16 protein-coding genes are annotated in these 16,073 nt (G+C 68.2%); 10 read left to right on the top strand and 6 right to left on the bottom strand.

Translation table 11 applies throughout. The features are described from left to right. Positions 1–5: 5 nt before the first annotated feature. Positions 6–950, top strand: coding sequence for an ATP-binding cassette domain-containing protein (locus AAIL17_RS03825; RefSeq protein ID WP_424681555.1), 945 nt, complete (start codon positions 6–8; stop codon positions 948–950). Continuing rightward, entirely contained in the window at positions 947–2,056 is a 1,110-nt protein-coding gene (locus tag AAIL17_RS03820; protein WP_424681491.1) for an ABC transporter permease, read from the top strand. The genes AAIL17_RS03825 and AAIL17_RS03820 overlap by 4 nt, the downstream gene beginning before the upstream one ends. 7 nt (positions 2,057–2,063) lie before the next feature. Here AAIL17_RS03820 and miaB read toward each other — a convergent pair whose 3' ends face one another. After that, positions 2,064–3,407, bottom strand: a complete 1,344-nt coding sequence (gene miaB / locus AAIL17_RS03815; RefSeq protein ID WP_424681490.1) for a tRNA (N6-isopentenyl adenosine(37)-C2)-methylthiotransferase MiaB — start codon at positions 3,405–3,407, stop codon at positions 2,064–2,066. 275 nt (positions 3,408–3,682) lie between these two features. Here miaB and AAIL17_RS03810 point away from each other — a divergent pair, with 275 nt between their 5' ends. After that, the gene (locus AAIL17_RS03810; RefSeq protein WP_424681489.1) at positions 3,683–4,726 is read left to right on the top strand and encodes a lytic transglycosylase domain-containing protein; all 1,044 of its coding nucleotides are present in this window, start codon (positions 3,683–3,685) and stop codon (positions 4,724–4,726) included. A gap of 157 nt (positions 4,727–4,883) precedes the next feature. Here the strand turns inward: AAIL17_RS03810 and AAIL17_RS03805 are convergent, their stop codons facing one another. After that, the gene (locus AAIL17_RS03805) at positions 4,884–6,074 is read right to left on the bottom strand and encodes a S1C family serine protease (RefSeq protein WP_424681488.1); all 1,191 of its coding nucleotides are present in this window, start codon (positions 6,072–6,074) and stop codon (positions 4,884–4,886) included. Positions 6,075–6,241: 167 nt separating this feature from the next. Here AAIL17_RS03805 and petA point away from each other — a divergent pair, with 167 nt between their 5' ends. The 5 genes from petA (at position 6,242) to AAIL17_RS03780 (ending at position 10,023) form a co-directional block, all read left to right on the top strand. Then, positions 6,242–6,838, top strand: a complete 597-nt coding sequence (gene petA / locus AAIL17_RS03800; protein WP_424681487.1) for a ubiquinol-cytochrome c reductase iron-sulfur subunit — start codon at positions 6,242–6,244, stop codon at positions 6,836–6,838. Then, entirely contained in the window at positions 6,838–8,139 is a 1,302-nt protein-coding gene (locus AAIL17_RS03795; RefSeq protein WP_424681486.1) for a cytochrome b, read from the top strand. Before petA ends, AAIL17_RS03795 begins: the two co-directional genes overlap by 1 nt. Before the next feature lie 13 nt (positions 8,140–8,152). Continuing rightward, complete coding sequence (locus AAIL17_RS03790) at positions 8,153–8,884, top strand: cytochrome c1 (RefSeq protein WP_424681485.1); 732 nt, start codon at positions 8,153–8,155, stop codon at positions 8,882–8,884. A 73-nt stretch (positions 8,885–8,957) separates the two neighbouring features. Continuing rightward, a complete protein-coding gene (locus AAIL17_RS03785; protein ID WP_424681484.1) occupies positions 8,958–9,581 on the top strand; it encodes a glutathione S-transferase N-terminal domain-containing protein in 624 nt (207 codons plus the stop codon). Between the two features lie 34 nt (positions 9,582–9,615). Continuing rightward, positions 9,616–10,023, top strand: a complete 408-nt coding sequence (locus AAIL17_RS03780) for a ClpXP protease specificity-enhancing factor (protein WP_424681483.1) — start codon at positions 9,616–9,618, stop codon at positions 10,021–10,023. A gap of 52 nt (positions 10,024–10,075) precedes the next feature. Here AAIL17_RS03780 and AAIL17_RS03775 read toward each other — a convergent pair whose 3' ends face one another. From AAIL17_RS03775 to AAIL17_RS03760, 4 genes are all read right to left on the bottom strand, one after another. Beyond that, the gene (locus AAIL17_RS03775; RefSeq protein WP_424681482.1) at positions 10,076–10,540 is read right to left on the bottom strand and encodes a DUF3301 domain-containing protein; all 465 of its coding nucleotides are present in this window, start codon (positions 10,538–10,540) and stop codon (positions 10,076–10,078) included. A 114-nt stretch (positions 10,541–10,654) separates the two neighbouring features. Further along, a complete protein-coding gene (gene nadC / locus AAIL17_RS03770) occupies positions 10,655–11,515 on the bottom strand; it encodes a carboxylating nicotinate-nucleotide diphosphorylase (protein ID WP_424681481.1) in 861 nt (286 codons plus the stop codon). Between the two features lie 123 nt (positions 11,516–11,638). After that, on the bottom strand, positions 11,639–13,927 hold the full coding sequence (locus AAIL17_RS03765; RefSeq protein WP_424681480.1) for a DUF1631 domain-containing protein: 2,289 nt from the start codon (positions 13,925–13,927) through the stop codon (positions 11,639–11,641). Between the two features lie 161 nt (positions 13,928–14,088). After that, positions 14,089–14,361, bottom strand: coding sequence for a Trm112 family protein (locus AAIL17_RS03760; RefSeq protein ID WP_424681479.1), 273 nt, complete (start codon positions 14,359–14,361; stop codon positions 14,089–14,091). Between the two features lie 54 nt (positions 14,362–14,415). Between AAIL17_RS03760 and purE the strand changes: the two genes are divergently transcribed. Both purE and AAIL17_RS03750 read left to right on the top strand, forming a co-directional pair. Further along, positions 14,416–14,919 carry a 5-(carboxyamino)imidazole ribonucleotide mutase gene (gene purE / locus AAIL17_RS03755; protein ID WP_424681478.1) on the top strand — a complete coding sequence of 168 codons (504 nt, stop codon included), beginning with the start codon at positions 14,416–14,418 and terminating at the stop codon, positions 14,917–14,919. Beyond that, positions 14,916–16,070 carry a 5-(carboxyamino)imidazole ribonucleotide synthase gene (locus AAIL17_RS03750; RefSeq protein ID WP_424681477.1) on the top strand — a complete coding sequence of 385 codons (1,155 nt, stop codon included), beginning with the start codon at positions 14,916–14,918 and terminating at the stop codon, positions 16,068–16,070. The genes purE and AAIL17_RS03750 overlap by 4 nt, the downstream gene beginning before the upstream one ends. The last annotated feature ends 3 nt before the right edge of the window (positions 16,071–16,073 follow it).

The raw sequence follows: 16,073 nt of genomic DNA, 5'->3' as shown, positions 1-16,073 counted from the left end.
CGGCGATTCGCGCGCGCGGCCTGACCAAGCGCTTCGGCAAGCTGCTCGCCGTCGACCACGTCGACCTGGGCGTGCCCGCGAAGCGCGTCTACGGCTTCCTCGGGCCGAACGGCTCGGGCAAGTCGACCACCATCCGCATGCTGTGCGGCCTGCTGACGCCGAGCGAGGGCGAGATCGAGGTGCTGGGGCTGCGCATCCCGGCGCAGGCGGACGAGCTGCGCGCGCGCATCGGCTACATGACGCAGCGCTTCTCGCTGTTCGAGGACCTCACCGTGCGCGAGAACCTGGAGTTCCTCGCCGCGATCCAGGGCGTGCCGCGCAACAAGGCGAAGGCGCGCGTCGACGAACTGATCGAGCAATACCATTTCGCCGACCGCCAGCGGCAGCTCGCCGGCACCATGAGCGGCGGCCAGAAGCAGCGCCTGGCGCTGGCCTGCGCGGTGATCCACGAGCCGGAACTGCTGTTCCTGGACGAGCCGACCAGCGCGGTCGATCCGGAGTCGCGCCGCGATTTCTGGGAGAAGTTGTTCGAGCTGGCCGACGCCGGCACCACACTGCTGGTGTCGACCCACCTGATGGACGAAGCCGAGCGCTGCCACCGCCTGGCCATCCTCGACCGGGGCGCGCTGGTGGCCGACGGCACACCGCGCGAACTGACCTCGGGCCTGGAAGGGCGCACCTTCGTGGTGGAAACCGAAGACCCGCGCCAGGCGCACCGGGTGCTGGTGGACGTGCCTGGCGTACTCGGCGTAGCCCAGGTCGGCACCACGCTGCGCGTGCTGACCACGCGGGACGAAGTCGACGACGGGGCGCAGGCCGCGCGGCGCATGGACCAGGCATTGGGCAAGGCGGGACAGCAGGGTGAGGTCGTCGCCGCGACACCGAATCTGGAGGACGTCTTCGTCGCCGCCACGCGCGACGGCGACCGGCGCGGGGCGCGCGCGGCATGAGCTGGCGGCGGCTGTGGGCGATCGTGCTCAAGGAGCTGCGCCAGTTGCGCCGCGACCGCATCACGCTGGCGATGGTGGTCGGCATCCCGGTGATCCAACTGGTGCTGTTCGGCTATGCGATCAACACCAACCTGCGCGGGCTCGATGCCGGCATCGTCGACCAGGCCAATACCGCCGGCTCGCGCGCGCTGGTGATGGACATGCTGGCTACCGGCGTGGTCGCGCCGGTGGCCGAGGCCGACACGCCCGACCGGCTGATGGCGCTGATCCGGCGCGGGCGCATCAGCATCGGCATCGTGATCCCGCCCGATTTCGAACGCCGCCGCATCGATGGCCGCCAGGTCGCGCAGATCCTGGTCGACGGCAGCGACACCGCCGTGCAGAGCGCGGCGGTGCAACTAATGCAGACGCCGATCGACAGCGCCGTGCCCGACACGCGCGCGCCGCTGGCGAGCACGCCGCCGGAAGGCCGGATCGGCGTGGTGAGCTTCTACAACCCGCAGCGGCGCTCGGCGCTCAACATCGTGCCCGGGCTGATCGGTGTGATCCTGACCATGACGATGGTGCTGTTCACCGCGATCGCCATCGTGCGCGAGCGCGAGCGCGGCAACATGGAGCTGCTGATCGCCACGCCGCTGACCCGCTCCGAGCTGATGGTCGGCAAGGTGCTGCCCTACGTGGCGATCGGCCTGGTGCAGACCAGCGTGATCCTGGCGCTGGGGGTGTGGCTGTTCCGCGTGCCGGTGCAGGGTAGCCTGCTCGACGTGTACCTGGCCTCGGGCCTGCTCATCCTGGCCAACCTGGCGCTGGGCCTGCTGATCTCCACCCGCGCGCAGTCGCAGTTCCAGGCGATGCAGATGACCTTCTTCGTGTTCCTGCCCTCGATCCTGCTGTCGGGCTTCATGTTCCCGTTCGCGGGCATGCCGAAGGTGGCGCAGTGGCTGGCCGAGGTGCTGCCGCTGACGCACTTCCTGCGCCTGATCCGCGGCGTGATGCTGCGCGGCGCCGGGCTCTGGGAAATGTGGATCGACGTGGTGGCGCTGGCGGCGTTCGTGCTGCTGGCGATGGCCGTGGCCATCGCGCGCTTCCGCAAGCGGCTGGACTGAAGAAGCCTCAGGCCAGCGCTTCCTCCGCCAGGTGCACGCGACCGCGCAGCGAGTTGCTCATCGCCTCGGTGATCTCCACGTCGACGAAGTGGCCGATCAGGCGCGCATTGCCGGGGAAGTTCACGAAGCGCATGTTCTCGGTGCGGCCGGTGAGTTCGTTCGGGTTCTTGCGGCTGGGCTTTTCGACCAGCACGCGCTGCACGGTGCCGACCATCGCCTCATTGATGGCGCGCGCGTGGTCGTTGATCGTCGCCTGCAGCCGCGACAGCCGCGCGTGCTTGACCTCGGAGGGCGTGTCGTCGGCCAGGTTCGCGGCGGGCGTGCCGGGACGGGCGGAGAAGATGAAGGAGAAGCTCTGGTCGAAGCCGACGTCCTCGATCAGCTTCATGGTCTTCTCGAAGTCCTCGTCGGTTTCGCCGGGGAAGCCGACGATGAAGTCCGAGCTGATGCAGATGTCCGGTCGCACCGCGCGCAGCTTGCGGATCTTCTGCTTGAACTCGAGCGTGGTGTAGCCGCGCTTCATCGCCGCCAGGATGCGGTCGGAGCCGGCCTGCACCGGCAGGTGCAGGAAGTTGGCGAGCTTCGGGCAGTTGGCGTACGCCTCGATCAGCGAGTCGGAGAACTCCAGCGGATGCGAGGTGGTGAAGCGGATGCGGCCGATCGATTCGATTTGCGCGATGGCGTGGATCAGCACGGCCAGGTCCGCGATGCCGCCGTCGTGCATCGGCCCCTGGTAGGCGTTGACGTTCTGGCCCAGCAGGGTGACCTCGCGCACGCCCTGTTCGGCCAGTTGCGCCACCTCCACCAGCACGTCGTCGAACGGACGGCTGATCTCGGTGCCGCGGGTGTAGGGCACCACGCAGTAGCTGCAGTACTTGGAGCAGCCTTCCATGATCGAGACGAAAGCCGTCGGGCCTTCGGCGCGCGGCTCGGGCAGGCGGTCGAACTTCTCGATCTCGGGGAAGGAGATGTCCACCTGAGCCTTGCCGGTCTCGCGCTTGGCCTCGATCAGCTCGGGCAGGCGATGCAGCGTCTGCGGGCCGAACACCAGGTCGACGAACGGCGCGCGCTTGATGATCGCCTCGCCTTCCTGCGAGGCCACGCAGCCGCCGACGCCGATCAGCACCGGCTTGCCGCCCTGCTTGAATTCCTTCCAGCGGCCGAGCTGGCTGAACACCTTCTCCTGCGCCTTCTCGCGGATCGAGCAGGTGTTGATCAGGATCACGTCCGCCTCGGACTCGTCCTGGGTCAGCTCCAGGCCGTGCGAGGCCTTGAGCACGTCGGCCATCTTGGCCGAGTCGTACTCGTTCATCTGGCAGCCGTGGGTCTTGATGAAAAGCTTGCCGCTCATGGGCCGGTGTACCGTGTGTCTTGGGCGCCAGCAGGGATGGGCGCCGAACCGCGCAGTTTACGCGGGTGCTTGGCGGGGTGCCAGTTTTTGCTTTGGATCAAGCACTTGCGGGTGGCGTTTGCGTTGTGTCGTCCACTGGGTGAAGTCGTAGCGTTCCCTGGCCGGACTCTCTCTCCCTTCCATTGAGGGAAGGCGAGGGTGGCAAAGCTTGCCAGCCCGCACGAAACCGCATGGCGGCGCTGGCTTCCGCCCCGCCGTGGGGGCACACTCCGCGCATGTTTGCCGCCGTACGCCAAGGGGAGAGCGCCGGCGCGGCTTCCGCTGCTTTCCCGGGTCGATCGATCCTTTCCAGGGTCGCACTGGCCTGTGCGCTGGTGGCCGGCTTGCTGTGGCTGCCGGCGGCGCGTGCCGGGGCGCTCTACCAGTGCACCGGGAGCGGCGGGGAAACCGTCTTCAGCAGCACCACGGCCGGCTACAGCGGTTGCCGCAAGGTCGCCTCCTTTGCCGACAGCCGCCGGCACACGGCGCCGGCTCGTGCCAGGAAGCCGGTCGTCTCGCTGGCGGGCGTGCACGGCTGGGTGCAGACCACGGCGAAGCCGGTCTCCTTGGCGGGCGTCGAGGGCTCGGTAGATACCACCGCGCGGACGGTCAGCGCCGGCCAGTGGAACTACCGCGAGGGTGCGCCGGAAACGGCGACCGTGGCAGCCAACCGCGTGCTGCGCGGCGCGGTGTACCGCGTGGAACGGGCGGACGGTTCGGTCGAATACACCAATCTGCCGCCTGCCGGCGGCAAGGGGAGGGCGGTCACCACGCTGTTCACCTACATCGCCACCTGCGTGGCCTGCAACCTGCATTCGACCATCGACTGGGGCAGGGTGCGGCTGAACCTCACCGCCTACGCGGACGCGATCCGGGTGGCCAGCGCGGAGTCGGGCGTGGACGAGGCGTTCCTGCGCGCGGTGATCCATGCCGAGAGTGCGTTCAATCCCAACGCGCTCTCGCTCAAGGGCGCGCAGGGTCTGATGCAGTTGATGCCGGGGACGGCCAGCGACATGGGCGTGCTGGATGCGTTCGATGCGACGCAGAACATCCGCGGCGGCGCGCGCTACCTGGCGCAACTGCTGAAGACCTTCGGTGGCGACGAGCAACTGGCCGCGGCCGCCTACAACGCAGGGCCGGGCGCGGTGCTGCGCTACAACGGCGTGCCGCCGTTTGCCGAGACGCAGGTGTACGTCAAGCGCGTGGGCGAGCTGCGCCGACGCTATGGCACGGCGGTGCATGGCCCGATGACGGCGATGCGGAGCAGCGGCGCGCCCTGAAGGTGGTATGCCCGGCATCCGGGCTGAGGCAAGGCTTCCCCCACCGCCCTTCGGGCACCTTCCCCGTGAAGAGGGAAAGGATCGCCTGCCGTGAATGATTCCGGCTACGAACGCTGGGAGTGTGCCGACAGGCGGGTGGGGCGTTCGGGCGAAGGCCTTACCCGTCCAGCGTGGCACGTGCCTGCAGCGGCGGACGGCGCGCCAGGGTGACTTCGGTGTGGAATGGCACGCCGTTGCGCAGGCCTGATACCTCCACCTTGCTGCCGGGCTTGAGCGCCGCTTCATGGCGGCGCAGGTCGGCGGGATCGAGGATGTCGTCGGCGCCGATGCGCAGCAGGATGTCGTGCGGCTGGATGCCGGCCAGCGCGGCCGGGCCGCCCGGATAGACGTCGGTCACCTGCGCGCCGCGCGCCGCCGCGGGCAGGCCGCTGTCGGCGGCCACCGGCACGAACGCATAGTCGGCGCCCAGCCAGCCGCGCACCACATGGCCGGTTTCGACGATCTGGTCGAGCACGTTCTTGGCGTTGCCGATGGGAATGGCGAAGCCGATGCCCTCGGCGTTGGCCTGTCGCCCGATCAGCAAGGTATTGATGCCGACCAGTTCGCCCCTGGCGTTGACCAGCGCACCGCCGGAGTTTCCCAAGTTGATCGCCGCGTCCGTCTGGATGAAGTCCTCGGCGCTGGAGCTGGACAGTTGCCGCCCAACCGCGCTGACGATGCCCATGGTCACCGTCTGGTTGAGTCCCAACGGGTTGCCGATGGCCAGCACCACGTCGCCCGCGCGCAATGCGTGGCTGTCGGCGATCTTCGCTACCGGCAGGTTGCCGGCGTCGATCTTGAGCACCGCCAGGTCAGTCTCCTCGTCGGCGCCGACCAGCGTGGCCTTGGCGATACGCCCGTCGTAGAGCAGGACCTGGATGTCGTCGGCATTGGCGATGACGTGGTTGTTGGTCAGCACGTAGCCCTTGTCGCTGACGATCACGCCCGAGCCGAGCACCTGCTGCGGGCGCTTGTACGCTGGACCGGTGGGCAGGCCGCCGAACAGCCGCTGCAGCACCGGATCGTCGTACATCTGCACGGCGCGCGCGGTGACCATCCTGTTGGCGTAGATGTTGACCACCGACGGCGCCGCCCTGGCCACGGCATCGGCATAGGACACCGGACCGCTGCCCAGCGCGGGCGCCGCGGTCTGCGTGCCGGCGGCCGGTTGCGCCGGATGGGCGAGGCCGAAGCGCTCGCGCAGGCGGTCGCCGCTGCCGGGCCAGAACAGCCCGACCACGAAGGCGAGCGCCAGTCCCAGGATGACGAAGCGGACGATAAAGGCGAGCGCGCCGGCGGCGTTCTTCATGGGTTCAATGGTTTGCGTGGGCCGGACTTCGGGAGGCGCGCGGGGCGGCGTTCTCCCCTTGTGCGATTGATTGTACGGGCCAAGCCCTGACGCTACACTAACGCGATTTTTGCAGGCTCCCAAACGGGGCTCGCATCTCAATGGCATTGCATGTACCGGAGAGCCTGATGGCGAACGAAGTCGTCGATCATGGCCGCCGCCGCTTCCTGACAGCGACCACTTCCGTGGTCGGTGCCGTGGGAGTCGTCGCGGCAGCCGTGCCCTTCATCAAGTCCTGGGAGCCCAGCGCCCGCGCCAAGGCCGCCGGTGCGCCGGTCACGGCCGATATCGGCAAGATCGAAATGGGTCAGAAGGTCGACTACGCGTGGCGCGGTCTGCCCGTGTTCGTGGTCCGCCGCACCAAGGATCAGCTGGCGGTGTTGCCGAGCCTGGCGCCGCGCCTGGTGGATCCCAACTCCGAGGTCGGCCAGCAGCCGGACTACATCAAGGGCCCGGACCGCGCGATCAAGCCCGAGTGGCTGGTTGTGATCGGCATATGCACCCACCTGGGCTGCGTGCCGGAGTTCTTCCCCCAGATCAAGCCCGAACCGTTCGATCCGAACTGGAAGGGCGGCTTCTTCTGTCCGTGCCACAAGTCGCGCTACGACCTCTCCGGTCGCGTCTTCTCCGGCGTTCCCGCGCCGAAGAACCTGCAGGTGCCGCCGTACCACTTCGTGGATGACACGCACATCCAGATCGGCGTCGATCCCAAGGAGGCCGGCTGATGGCTAACGTATTCACCCGCATGGGCGACTGGGTCAACGAGCGCGCCCCCGGCATGATGCCTGCGTACCGCAAGCACATGACCGAGTACTACGCCCCGAAGAACTTCAACCTCTGGTACTACTTCGGTTCGCTGGCGCTGCTGGTGCTGGTCAACCAGATCGTCACCGGCATCTTCCTCACCATGAACTACAAGACCAGCGCGGCGGAAGCCTTCGCCTCGGTCGAGTACATCATGCGCGACGTGGAGTGGGGCTGGCTGATCCGCTACATGCACTCCACCGGCGCCTCGCTGTTCTTCGTGGTGGTGTTCCTGCACATGTTCCGCGGCCTGATGTACGGCTCGTACAAGAAGCCGCGCGAGCTGGTGTGGCTGCTGGGCATGCTGATCTTCCTGGTGCTGATGGCCGAGGCCTTCATGGGCTACGTGCTGCCGTGGGGTAACATGTCGTTCTGGGGCGCCAAGGTGATCATCTCCTTGTTCGGTACGATCCCGGTGATCGGCGGCACGCTGGTCGAGTGGATCATGGGCGACTACCTGCCCGCCGACGCCACGCTCAACCGCTTCTTCGCGCTGCACGTGATCGCGCTGCCGATCGTGCTGCTGCTGCTGGTGGTGCTGCACATCGCCGCGCTGCACGAGGTGGGTTCGAACAACCCCGACGGCGTGGAGATCAAGAAGGGCCCGAAGGGCAACCGCTGGGATGCGCTCAAGCCGGCCGACGGCATTCCGTTCCACCCGTACTACACGGTGAAGGACCTGGTCGGCGTGGGCTTCTTCCTGATCATCGCCGCGTTCATCATCTTCTTCGCGCCGACGATGGGTGGCTGGTTCCTCGAGCACGACAACTTCATCCCGGCCAACAACCTGGCCACGCCCGCGCACATCAAGCCGGTGTGGTACTTCACCCCGTTCTACGCGATCCTGCGCATGATCCCGTCCTTCTTCGGCACTGCCGTGTGGGGCGTGCTAGCGATGTTCGGTGCGATCGCGCTGCTGTTCGCGCTGCCGTGGATCGATGCGGGCAAGGTCAAGTCGGTGCGCTACCGCGGTACCGGCTTCAAGGTCGCCCTGGGCCTGTTCGCGCTGTCGTTCATCCTGCTTGGTGCGGTCGGCGCCGGCGTCACCGCCGAGGTGATCCCGGAGTGGTTCGGCGACGTGGACGTTACGCTGTGGGAAAACCTGTTCGGCCGCCTGTGGACGCTGGTCTACTTCGGCTACTTCGTGTTCCTGTGGTTTTACACGCGACTTGGCTGGGAAAAGACCAAGCCGGTTCCGGAACGGGTGACCATGCATGACTAAGCGGCAGCTCCTGATGAAGCACATTCTTCTTTCGATGACGCTCGCCCTGGGCCTGCTCGTGGGCAGCACCCAGGCCATCGCCTCGGAGGGCGGCGCGGAGCTGCCTTCGGCCGGCGTGAACCTGCGCGACCAGGCGTCGCTGCAGCGTGGTGCGCGTCTGTTCTTCAACTATTGCGTGGGTTGCCACTCGCTCCAGTACCAGCGTTACTCGCGCATCGCCGAGGACCTGGGCCTGACCGAGAAAGAGGTGATGGACAACCTCAACTTCACCGGCGCCAAGTTCGGCGATCCGGTGGTCTCGCACATGCCCGAGGACATGGCCAAGCAGTGGTTCGGCAAGGCACCGCCGGACCTGTCGCTGGAAGTGCGCGCCAAGACGGCCGACTGGGTATACGGCTACCTCAACAGCTTCTACCTCGACCCGAGCCGCCCGGTGGGCTGGAACAACACCGTGTTCCCGAACGCCTCCATGCCGTTCCCGATGTGGGAACTGCAGGGCGTGCAGACCGCAGTGAAGAAGCCCGGCAGCGAGGACGTGGAGAAGCTGGAGCTGTCGCAGCCCGGCCGCATGACGCCCGCGCAGTACCAGCAGGCGGCCCGCGACCTGACGAACTTCCTGGCCTACGTCTCCGAGCCGGCCGCGCTGCAGCGCCACGCCTACGGCATCTGGGTGATCCTGTTCCTGGCCCTGTTCACCCTGCTGGCCTACGCACTGAAGAAGGAATACTGGAAGGACGTCCACTAAACCGGATCGTCCGCCAGCCTCGGATGCGGCGACGTGCGCGTCGCCGCATCGCTTATTGAAGGGGAGAAAGCGCATGGTGCAAAGCGCTCGTTCGCGTACCGTACTGACCCTGTACACCACCGCCGACGACATCCAGTGCCATCGCGCGCGGCTGGTGCTCGCGGCCAAGGGCGTCAGCTACGAGCGTGTGCTGGTCGACCCGGCCAAGCCGCCGGAAGACCTGATCGACCTCAATCCCTACGGCACCACGCCGACCCTGGTCGACCGCGACCTGACCCTTTACGACACCGCGGTCGTCTGCGAATACCTGGACGAGCGCTATCCGCATCCGCCGCTGATGCCGATCGATCCGCTGTCGCGTGCGCGCCTGCGCCTGGCGACGGTGCGCATCGAGCGCGACTGGCTGCCGGAGGTGGATACGATCCGCACCGGTGGCCGTCCCGCCGATGCCGCGCGCAAGCGCCTGCGCGAGCACCTGCTCGCCTCGCTGCCGCTGTTCAAGGCGGCCAAGTTCTTCCTCAATCCCGAGATGAGCCTGGTCGACTGCCTGGTCGCGCCGGTGGTCTGGCGCCTGCCATGGCTGGGCGTGGACCTGGGGCGCGAAGGCAAGCCCATCGTCGACTACGGCGAGCGGCTGTTCCACAGCCAGGGCTATGCGCGCAGCCTGACCAACGAAGAACGGGCGATGCGCCCGTGACCGGCATGGGCCCATGACCGAGCACGTGCCTCCGATGAGTTCCAATCGTCCGTACCTGCTGCGGGCGATCTACGACTGGATCACCGACAACCAGTTGACCCCCTACGTGCTGGTGGACGCCACCGCCGAGGGCGTACGCGTGCCGCCGCAGGTGATCAAGAACGGCCAGGTGGTGCTCAACCTGGCCATGCGTGCGGTGGCCAACCTGGAACTGGGCAACGACTACATCAACTTCCAGGCGCGCTTTTCGGGCGTCAGCCAGGCGATCCACATCCCGGTGCAGGCCGTACTGGCCCTGTACGCGCAGGAGAACGGGCAGGGCATGATGTTCCCGGCCGAGGAAGGTGACCCGCCGCCGCCTTCATCCGGACCGGAAGGCCCCGGTCCTTCCGACGGCCCTGACAAGCCCAAGCGCTCGCCCCACCTGAGGGTGGTGAAGTAAGCGCAGCGCCTCTTACCGACGAACCCGACCGGAAGCTCTCAGGCGAGCCGCTTCACTGCCCGGCGCGCGGTCGCCGCGGCCGGAGGGGAATTACGTTGTCCGGCAACGCCGCCGGTTCCTGCTCGACCGCTGCCGGCGATGCCGCCTGGCGCGGTCCGACTGCCGCTGGCAATGCCGCCTGGCGTGGCTCGGCTGCCGCCAGCGCAGGTTCGCCGACGCTGGGCAGGCTCAGCCCGGCGAGCCGCTCGCCATGCATCCACAAGCGGCCGTCCAGCCGGTCATCGCCGTGGGCGCTGATCTCGAAAGCATAGCCCAGCTCGAATCGGCGCCTGCCGCCGACGCGTCGCCAGCGGAAGCTGCGCAACCCCACGGTCTCATCGAGCAACTGCAGGCCATGCTGCGCGCACTGCCGGCGAGCCTCGTCCACTGCACGCTCGCGCACATGGGTGAACTTGAGCCACGCACCGACCGCTCCGGCGAGCGCCAGCAAGGCGATGAGGTCGGAAACCTGGTTCATGGGTGGAGTGTGTGGGTGGTACGAGGCACGCGCAAGGTCGAGACGGCGGCACCCGCCGTGGCGCGCCGGGCCACGTGCGTACCCTGGCGCCATGGCTGGACTGTCCCCGGCTGATCAGTCCGTAAGCTGCAGCCGTAACGAAAGGTCGACCGCCCGCACGTGCTTGGTCAGTGCACCCACCGAAATGAAATCGACACCGGTGCGCGCGTAGCTTCCGATGGTCTGCAGGTCGACGTTGCCGGAAATCTCCAGCGCCACGCGGCCGGCGGCGATCGCCACGGCCTCGGCCATCATCGCCGGGGTGAAGTTGTCGAGCATGATGCGGTCGACGCCGGCATCGATCGCACGGCGCAGCTCGTCCAGCGTCTCCGCCTCGATTTCCAGCAGCAACGTGGGATGCAGGCGGCGCGCCTCGGCCACGGCCGGTTCGATGCCGCCCGCCGCGGCGATATGGTTTTCCTTGACCAGGATCGCGTCGAACAGGCCGATGCGGTGATTGTGGCCACCGCCACAGCGCACGGCGTATTTCTGCGCCTGCCGCAGGCCGGGCACGGTCTTGCGCGTATCCAGCACCCGCACGCCAGTGCCAGCCACGGCGGCTACGTATTCCGCGGTGATCGTCGCGGTGCCCGAGAGCAGCTGCAGGAAGTTCAGCGCCGAGCGTTCCGCGCTGACCAGCGCCCGCGCGCGGCCGCGCAGGCGGCAGATCACGCTGCCGGCGGTCACCCGTTCGCCATCGCGAACCTGCCATTCGATGGACACCTGCGGGTCGAGCTTGCGGAAGCAGGCATCGAACCACGGGATGCCGGCGATCACCGCATCCTCGCGGCAGGTCAACGCGGCCTCGGCGCGCGCATCGGGCGGCAGCAGATCGGCGGTGGCGTCGCCCTTGCCGAGATCCTCGGCAAAGGCGCGTTCGATGTCGGCGTCGATCAGCCGGGTGTCGGGCAGATCGAGGGGAAGCGCGTCAGGCATGCAACACCCGTTCGAAGGGAGAGGGCGGCGGGCCAAGGAATGCCCGGAATCACCGGCAAGGTTCCCGCCAGCCCGCAAGCATAACCGAGCCGGGCGAACGAGGCGCCGGCGACGTGTGGAACCTCAGGGCAGGTCGCCGGTACCGGTCGCCGCCGCCTGGCTCAGGCGATCGACGATGGCGCCCATCGCGCGATCGAACAGGGGCTCCGACGGCAGGATGCGCGCACTGCCCGCCGCGAGTGCCGCAGCCAGTTCGTGCGGGGCGTAGTCGCCGACCTTCAGGCCGCGCCGGTTGACGAACAGGTAGCGTCCGCTCATCGGGCTGATCCACGACAGCTTGGCGCGGGTCACCGCATCGCCGGTGGGGCAGAACTCCAGCCAGGTGCCGGCCTTGAGCTGCTCGACCTGGGTGAGTTCGCTGCCGTCCGTACCGGCCGGCGCCGGCGGCAGCGATTCGGTTTCGGCCTCGCCGGACTCGGTGTCGAGCAACGGCTGGATGCTGTCCGGGATCGGCAGCGCCACGTCCTCGGTGCTGGCGTCGGGCGCTGTTTCGCCGAGTTGCTGCCGGTAGTACGCGTGCAGCTGGCCGAGCAGGCGCTCGATGTCGCTCTCCTGGAACGCCACGTTGGCCAGGCCGCGGCGCAACGCGCGCTCGATGCCCGGCAACATGCGCAGCAGGGTGCGGCGGTCCTCGGTGGTATTCACGGGACGGGCGCTGGCGATGAACTCGTTCACGAAGCGCAACGCCTCGGCGAACGCCGGCGACTCCTCGCCCTGGCGCAGGATGGTCAGCACCAGGTGGTTGGCCCAGGCGCGCGCCAGCACGCCGTGGATCAAGGGCGGCAGCGTCTGGTTGCCGATGCGGTCGAGGATCTCGCGGGCGGCGCGACGGCGCGCCAGCTCGAGCTTCTCGCGGCCGCGCGCCGATTCGGCGACGCGCTGCTCGGCCAGTTCGGCGCGCTTGCGGCTCTGTTCCTGGAAGGCCTGCAGCTCGGCGCCCAGACGCTCGAACAGGCTCATGTCGTCGTCGAAGTCGTGCAGCAGGCGCTCGACGATCGACTTGATCTTGTCGTGAACGCGGTGGTCGCGGTCGGATTCTTCCGACCAACCCTTGGCCAATTCGGCCAGGCCGTCGAGCAGGCGTCGCGCCGGGTGCTGGCGGTGGGCGAACAGTTTGCGGTCGAGGATCGCCGCCTTCAGGTAGGGAATCTGCAAGCGCGCCAGCAGCACCTGCATTTCCGCCGGAAGCGTGCTGTCCTCGAGGATGAACTCGAACAGCATGCCGACCAGGTCGATGGTGTCCTCGTCGATCGCCGACACCTGGCTGGGCCGCTCGCCCCGCAGGGCACCGAGCTGGCCGAGCAGATGTTCCTTAAGCTGCGCCACGTCGCGGCTGAGCAACGCCGGGTCGGCGGATTGCGCGCTCGGTACCGGGCCCGCCGCAAGCTGGCTCTGCAGCACGCTGAGTGCGCCGAGCAGTTCGTTGGCGGTCGGCACTGCGATGGTCGCGCCATGGCCGCCAGCGCCTGCCATGCCGACGCCGCCGACGACCGCGCCGGCCGCCTGCGCGCGCCGTGCGCTGAACAGGGCGCGCACGGTATGCAGCAGTTCGCTGGCCAGTTCGGCTTCGTGGTCCATGTCGCCCGCGGCATCGGCGGGCGCCTTGTTGCCCGCGGTCGCGGTCGCACCGGCGGCGGCTGCCGGGGTTTCGCCGCGCGCCACCTCGGGTCGCAACTGCGGGAGGACGCCGGCGCGCACCAGTTCGGCGTTGATCTCCTGGTAGAGCTCTTCCAGCGTGGCAAGCACGTAGCGATCGAACAGCTTGTAGATGATCAGCTTGACGCGCATCTCCGCGCTCAGCTCACGCATGGCCTGGCGGAACGCCTGGGCCAGCGCCGCCGGCGCCACCGGATTGGTGCTCTCGTCGATCTTGATGCCGCCACAGATCACCGAGAGCCGCTGGTTCACCGCGAACAGGTCGCGCGCCAGGCGCGACTCGTTCTTGCTGATCATGCTGGTGATGGCGAGCGATTCCTCCAGCTCGTTTTCCGCCACCAGCGACAGTTCGACCGGTCCGGCGGGCGACGCTGCGGCGGGAAGCGGCGCGGCGCGCGTGGAGAGAGCGGTCAGTTCGCGGCTGACCTGGGCCAGGTAGCTGCGCTCGACTATGGGCCGGCGCTTGCGCACTTCGCGCATGCCGTCGAAATAATGCATCTGGGCGGCGTTGTTCTCGGCCTTCTCGGCCAGGTCGAACAGCGCATCGTCGACGTGCTCGAACATGTTGCCCAGCAACAGCTGCAGGCGGCGGCCGGCGATCGCGCGCACGGCGCCCAGCAGATCGCCGATGCGCTCGGTCGATTCCTGGCGCGAGCTCAGACTGACGACCTTGCCAGGCTCATTGGCTTCTTTCATCGCCACACCCCTGAAGCATCCCTTGCCGACGACCACTGCTGCCTCGGCCACGAGGAAACCGACCTTAAGCTAGAAAACGTGAACGGGTCATGCATTGGCGTACACATTAGTGGACGCCGTGTGTAAAAGTCGGGCGCCGTTCACTTTTTCAAGAGGCCGCTTCAGGCAGTCGCGGGGAAGTCCTTGAGCTGCACCGTGCCGATGCCTTCCTCGGGAAGCATGACGGGAATGCCGTCGTCGACACGGTAGATGACCTTGTGGTCGGCGGTGATCAGGCCTTCGTCCAGGCGTTCGCGCACCCGGGCGCCCGCAACCGTGTCGACCTCACCGCGCTCGATGGCGCTATTGAGCGCCTCCAGTTCGCCGCGGGCGAGCGGGCGAACGGGCGTCTTGCTGACCGGGCAGCACAGGATGTCGAGCAGGCGCTTGTCCATGGTGGGGTGTCTTGCGGAAAGCCCGTACAATAGCCCTTTTGGGATGGCAGAACCATGACATCGACCGCCAAGCCGGCCCGCGTGGGCGTGGTGATGGGTTCCCGTTCGGACTGGGAAACCATGGAGCACGCCGCCGCCGTGCTGGACGAGCTGGGCGTGCCGCACGAGGTGCGCGTGGTCTCCGCCCACCGCACGCCGGACCTGTTGTTCCGCTATGCGGAAGAGGCGGTCGGGCGCGGCATCGAGGTGATTATCGCAGGGGCCGGCGGCGCCGCCCATCTGCCGGGCATGCTGGCGGCCAAGACGCGGCTGCCGGTGCTCGGCGTGCCGGTGCAGTCCAAGGCGCTCAACGGCATGGATTCGCTGCTTTCCATCGCGCAGATGCCCGCCGGCATCCCGGTCGGCACGCTGGCGATCGGCCGTGCCGGCGCGGTGAACGCCGGCCTGCTCGCCGCCTCGATGCTGGCGCTGCACGATCCGGCCATCGCGCAGGCGCTCGATGGATTCCGCTCCAGGCAGACCCAGACCGTGCTCGACCAGCCGGACCCGCGCGCATGAGCGAGCGCCGCCAACCCGTGCTGGGCATCCTCGGCGGCGGCCAGCTGGCGCGCATGCTGGCGCTGGCCGCGGCGCCGCTCGGCGTCAAGACGCTGGTGGTCGACAGCGCCGGCGATGCCTGCGCCGGGCAGGTTGCGCCGCTGGTGGTAGCCGACTGGAACGACTATGAAGCGCTGGCGCGCTTCGCCTCGATGGTCGACGTCGTCACTTTCGATTTCGAGAACGTGCCCGCCGAAACCGCGCGCTGGCTGGCCGAACGCGTGGCCGTGTCGCCGGTGCCGGGCGCGCTGGCGGTGGCGCAGGACCGGCTCGCCGAGAAGACCCTGTTCCGCGAATGCGGACTGGATACGCCCGCATTTGTGGCAGTGGACACCCGCGAGGACCTGGACCGTGCGATCGCCGAGGTCGGCGCGCCGGCGATCCTCAAGACCCGTCGCCTGGGCTATGACGGCAAGGGCCAGTTCCGCCTCAAGACCGCCGCCGACGCCGACGCCGCCTGGGCCGCGCTGGGCGCGCAGGGGGCTGCGCACGGGCTGATCCTGGAAGCCTTCGTGCCGTTCGAGCGCGAGTTGTCGGTGATCGCGGTGCGCAGCCGCGAGGGCGACTTCCGCACCTGGCCGCTGACCCGCAACTGGCACACCGACGGCGTGCTGAGCCTGAGCCTGGCGCCGGCACCGGACATCGATGAATTGCAGCGCCGCGCCACCGAACTGGCCCGCACGCTGGCCGAACGACTGGGTTACGTGGGCGTGTTCGCGCTGGAGCTGTTCGTCAAGGACGGCCAACTGCTGGGCAACGAGATGGCGCCGCGCGTGCACAACTCCGGCCACTGGACCATCGAGGGCGCCTACACCAGCCAGTTCGAGAATCACGTGCGTGCCGTGCTCGGCCTGCCGTTGGGCGACACCGGCGCGCGCGGGTTGTCGTGCATGTTCAACTGGATCGGCGACCTGCCCGATCCGGCGCCGGTGATGACCACGACCGACGCGCACTGGCACGACTACGGCAAGCAGGCCCGACCGGGACGCAAGGTGGGGCATGCCACGGTATGCGCGCCGGATGCGCGGGTGCTGGCAGAGCGGATCGGGGGCATCGCTCATGCGCTGGGGCGCGAAGAGCAGGCGAAGCCTGCCATGCAGGTGCTGGGCTAGTCC

It is taken from the genome of Frateuria sp. YIM B11624 (assembly GCF_049727805.1).
In the GTDB taxonomy this organism is placed as follows: domain Bacteria; phylum Pseudomonadota; class Gammaproteobacteria; order Xanthomonadales; family Rhodanobacteraceae; genus Frateuria_A.
This window is presented reverse-complemented; position numbering and strand designations above follow the sequence as displayed.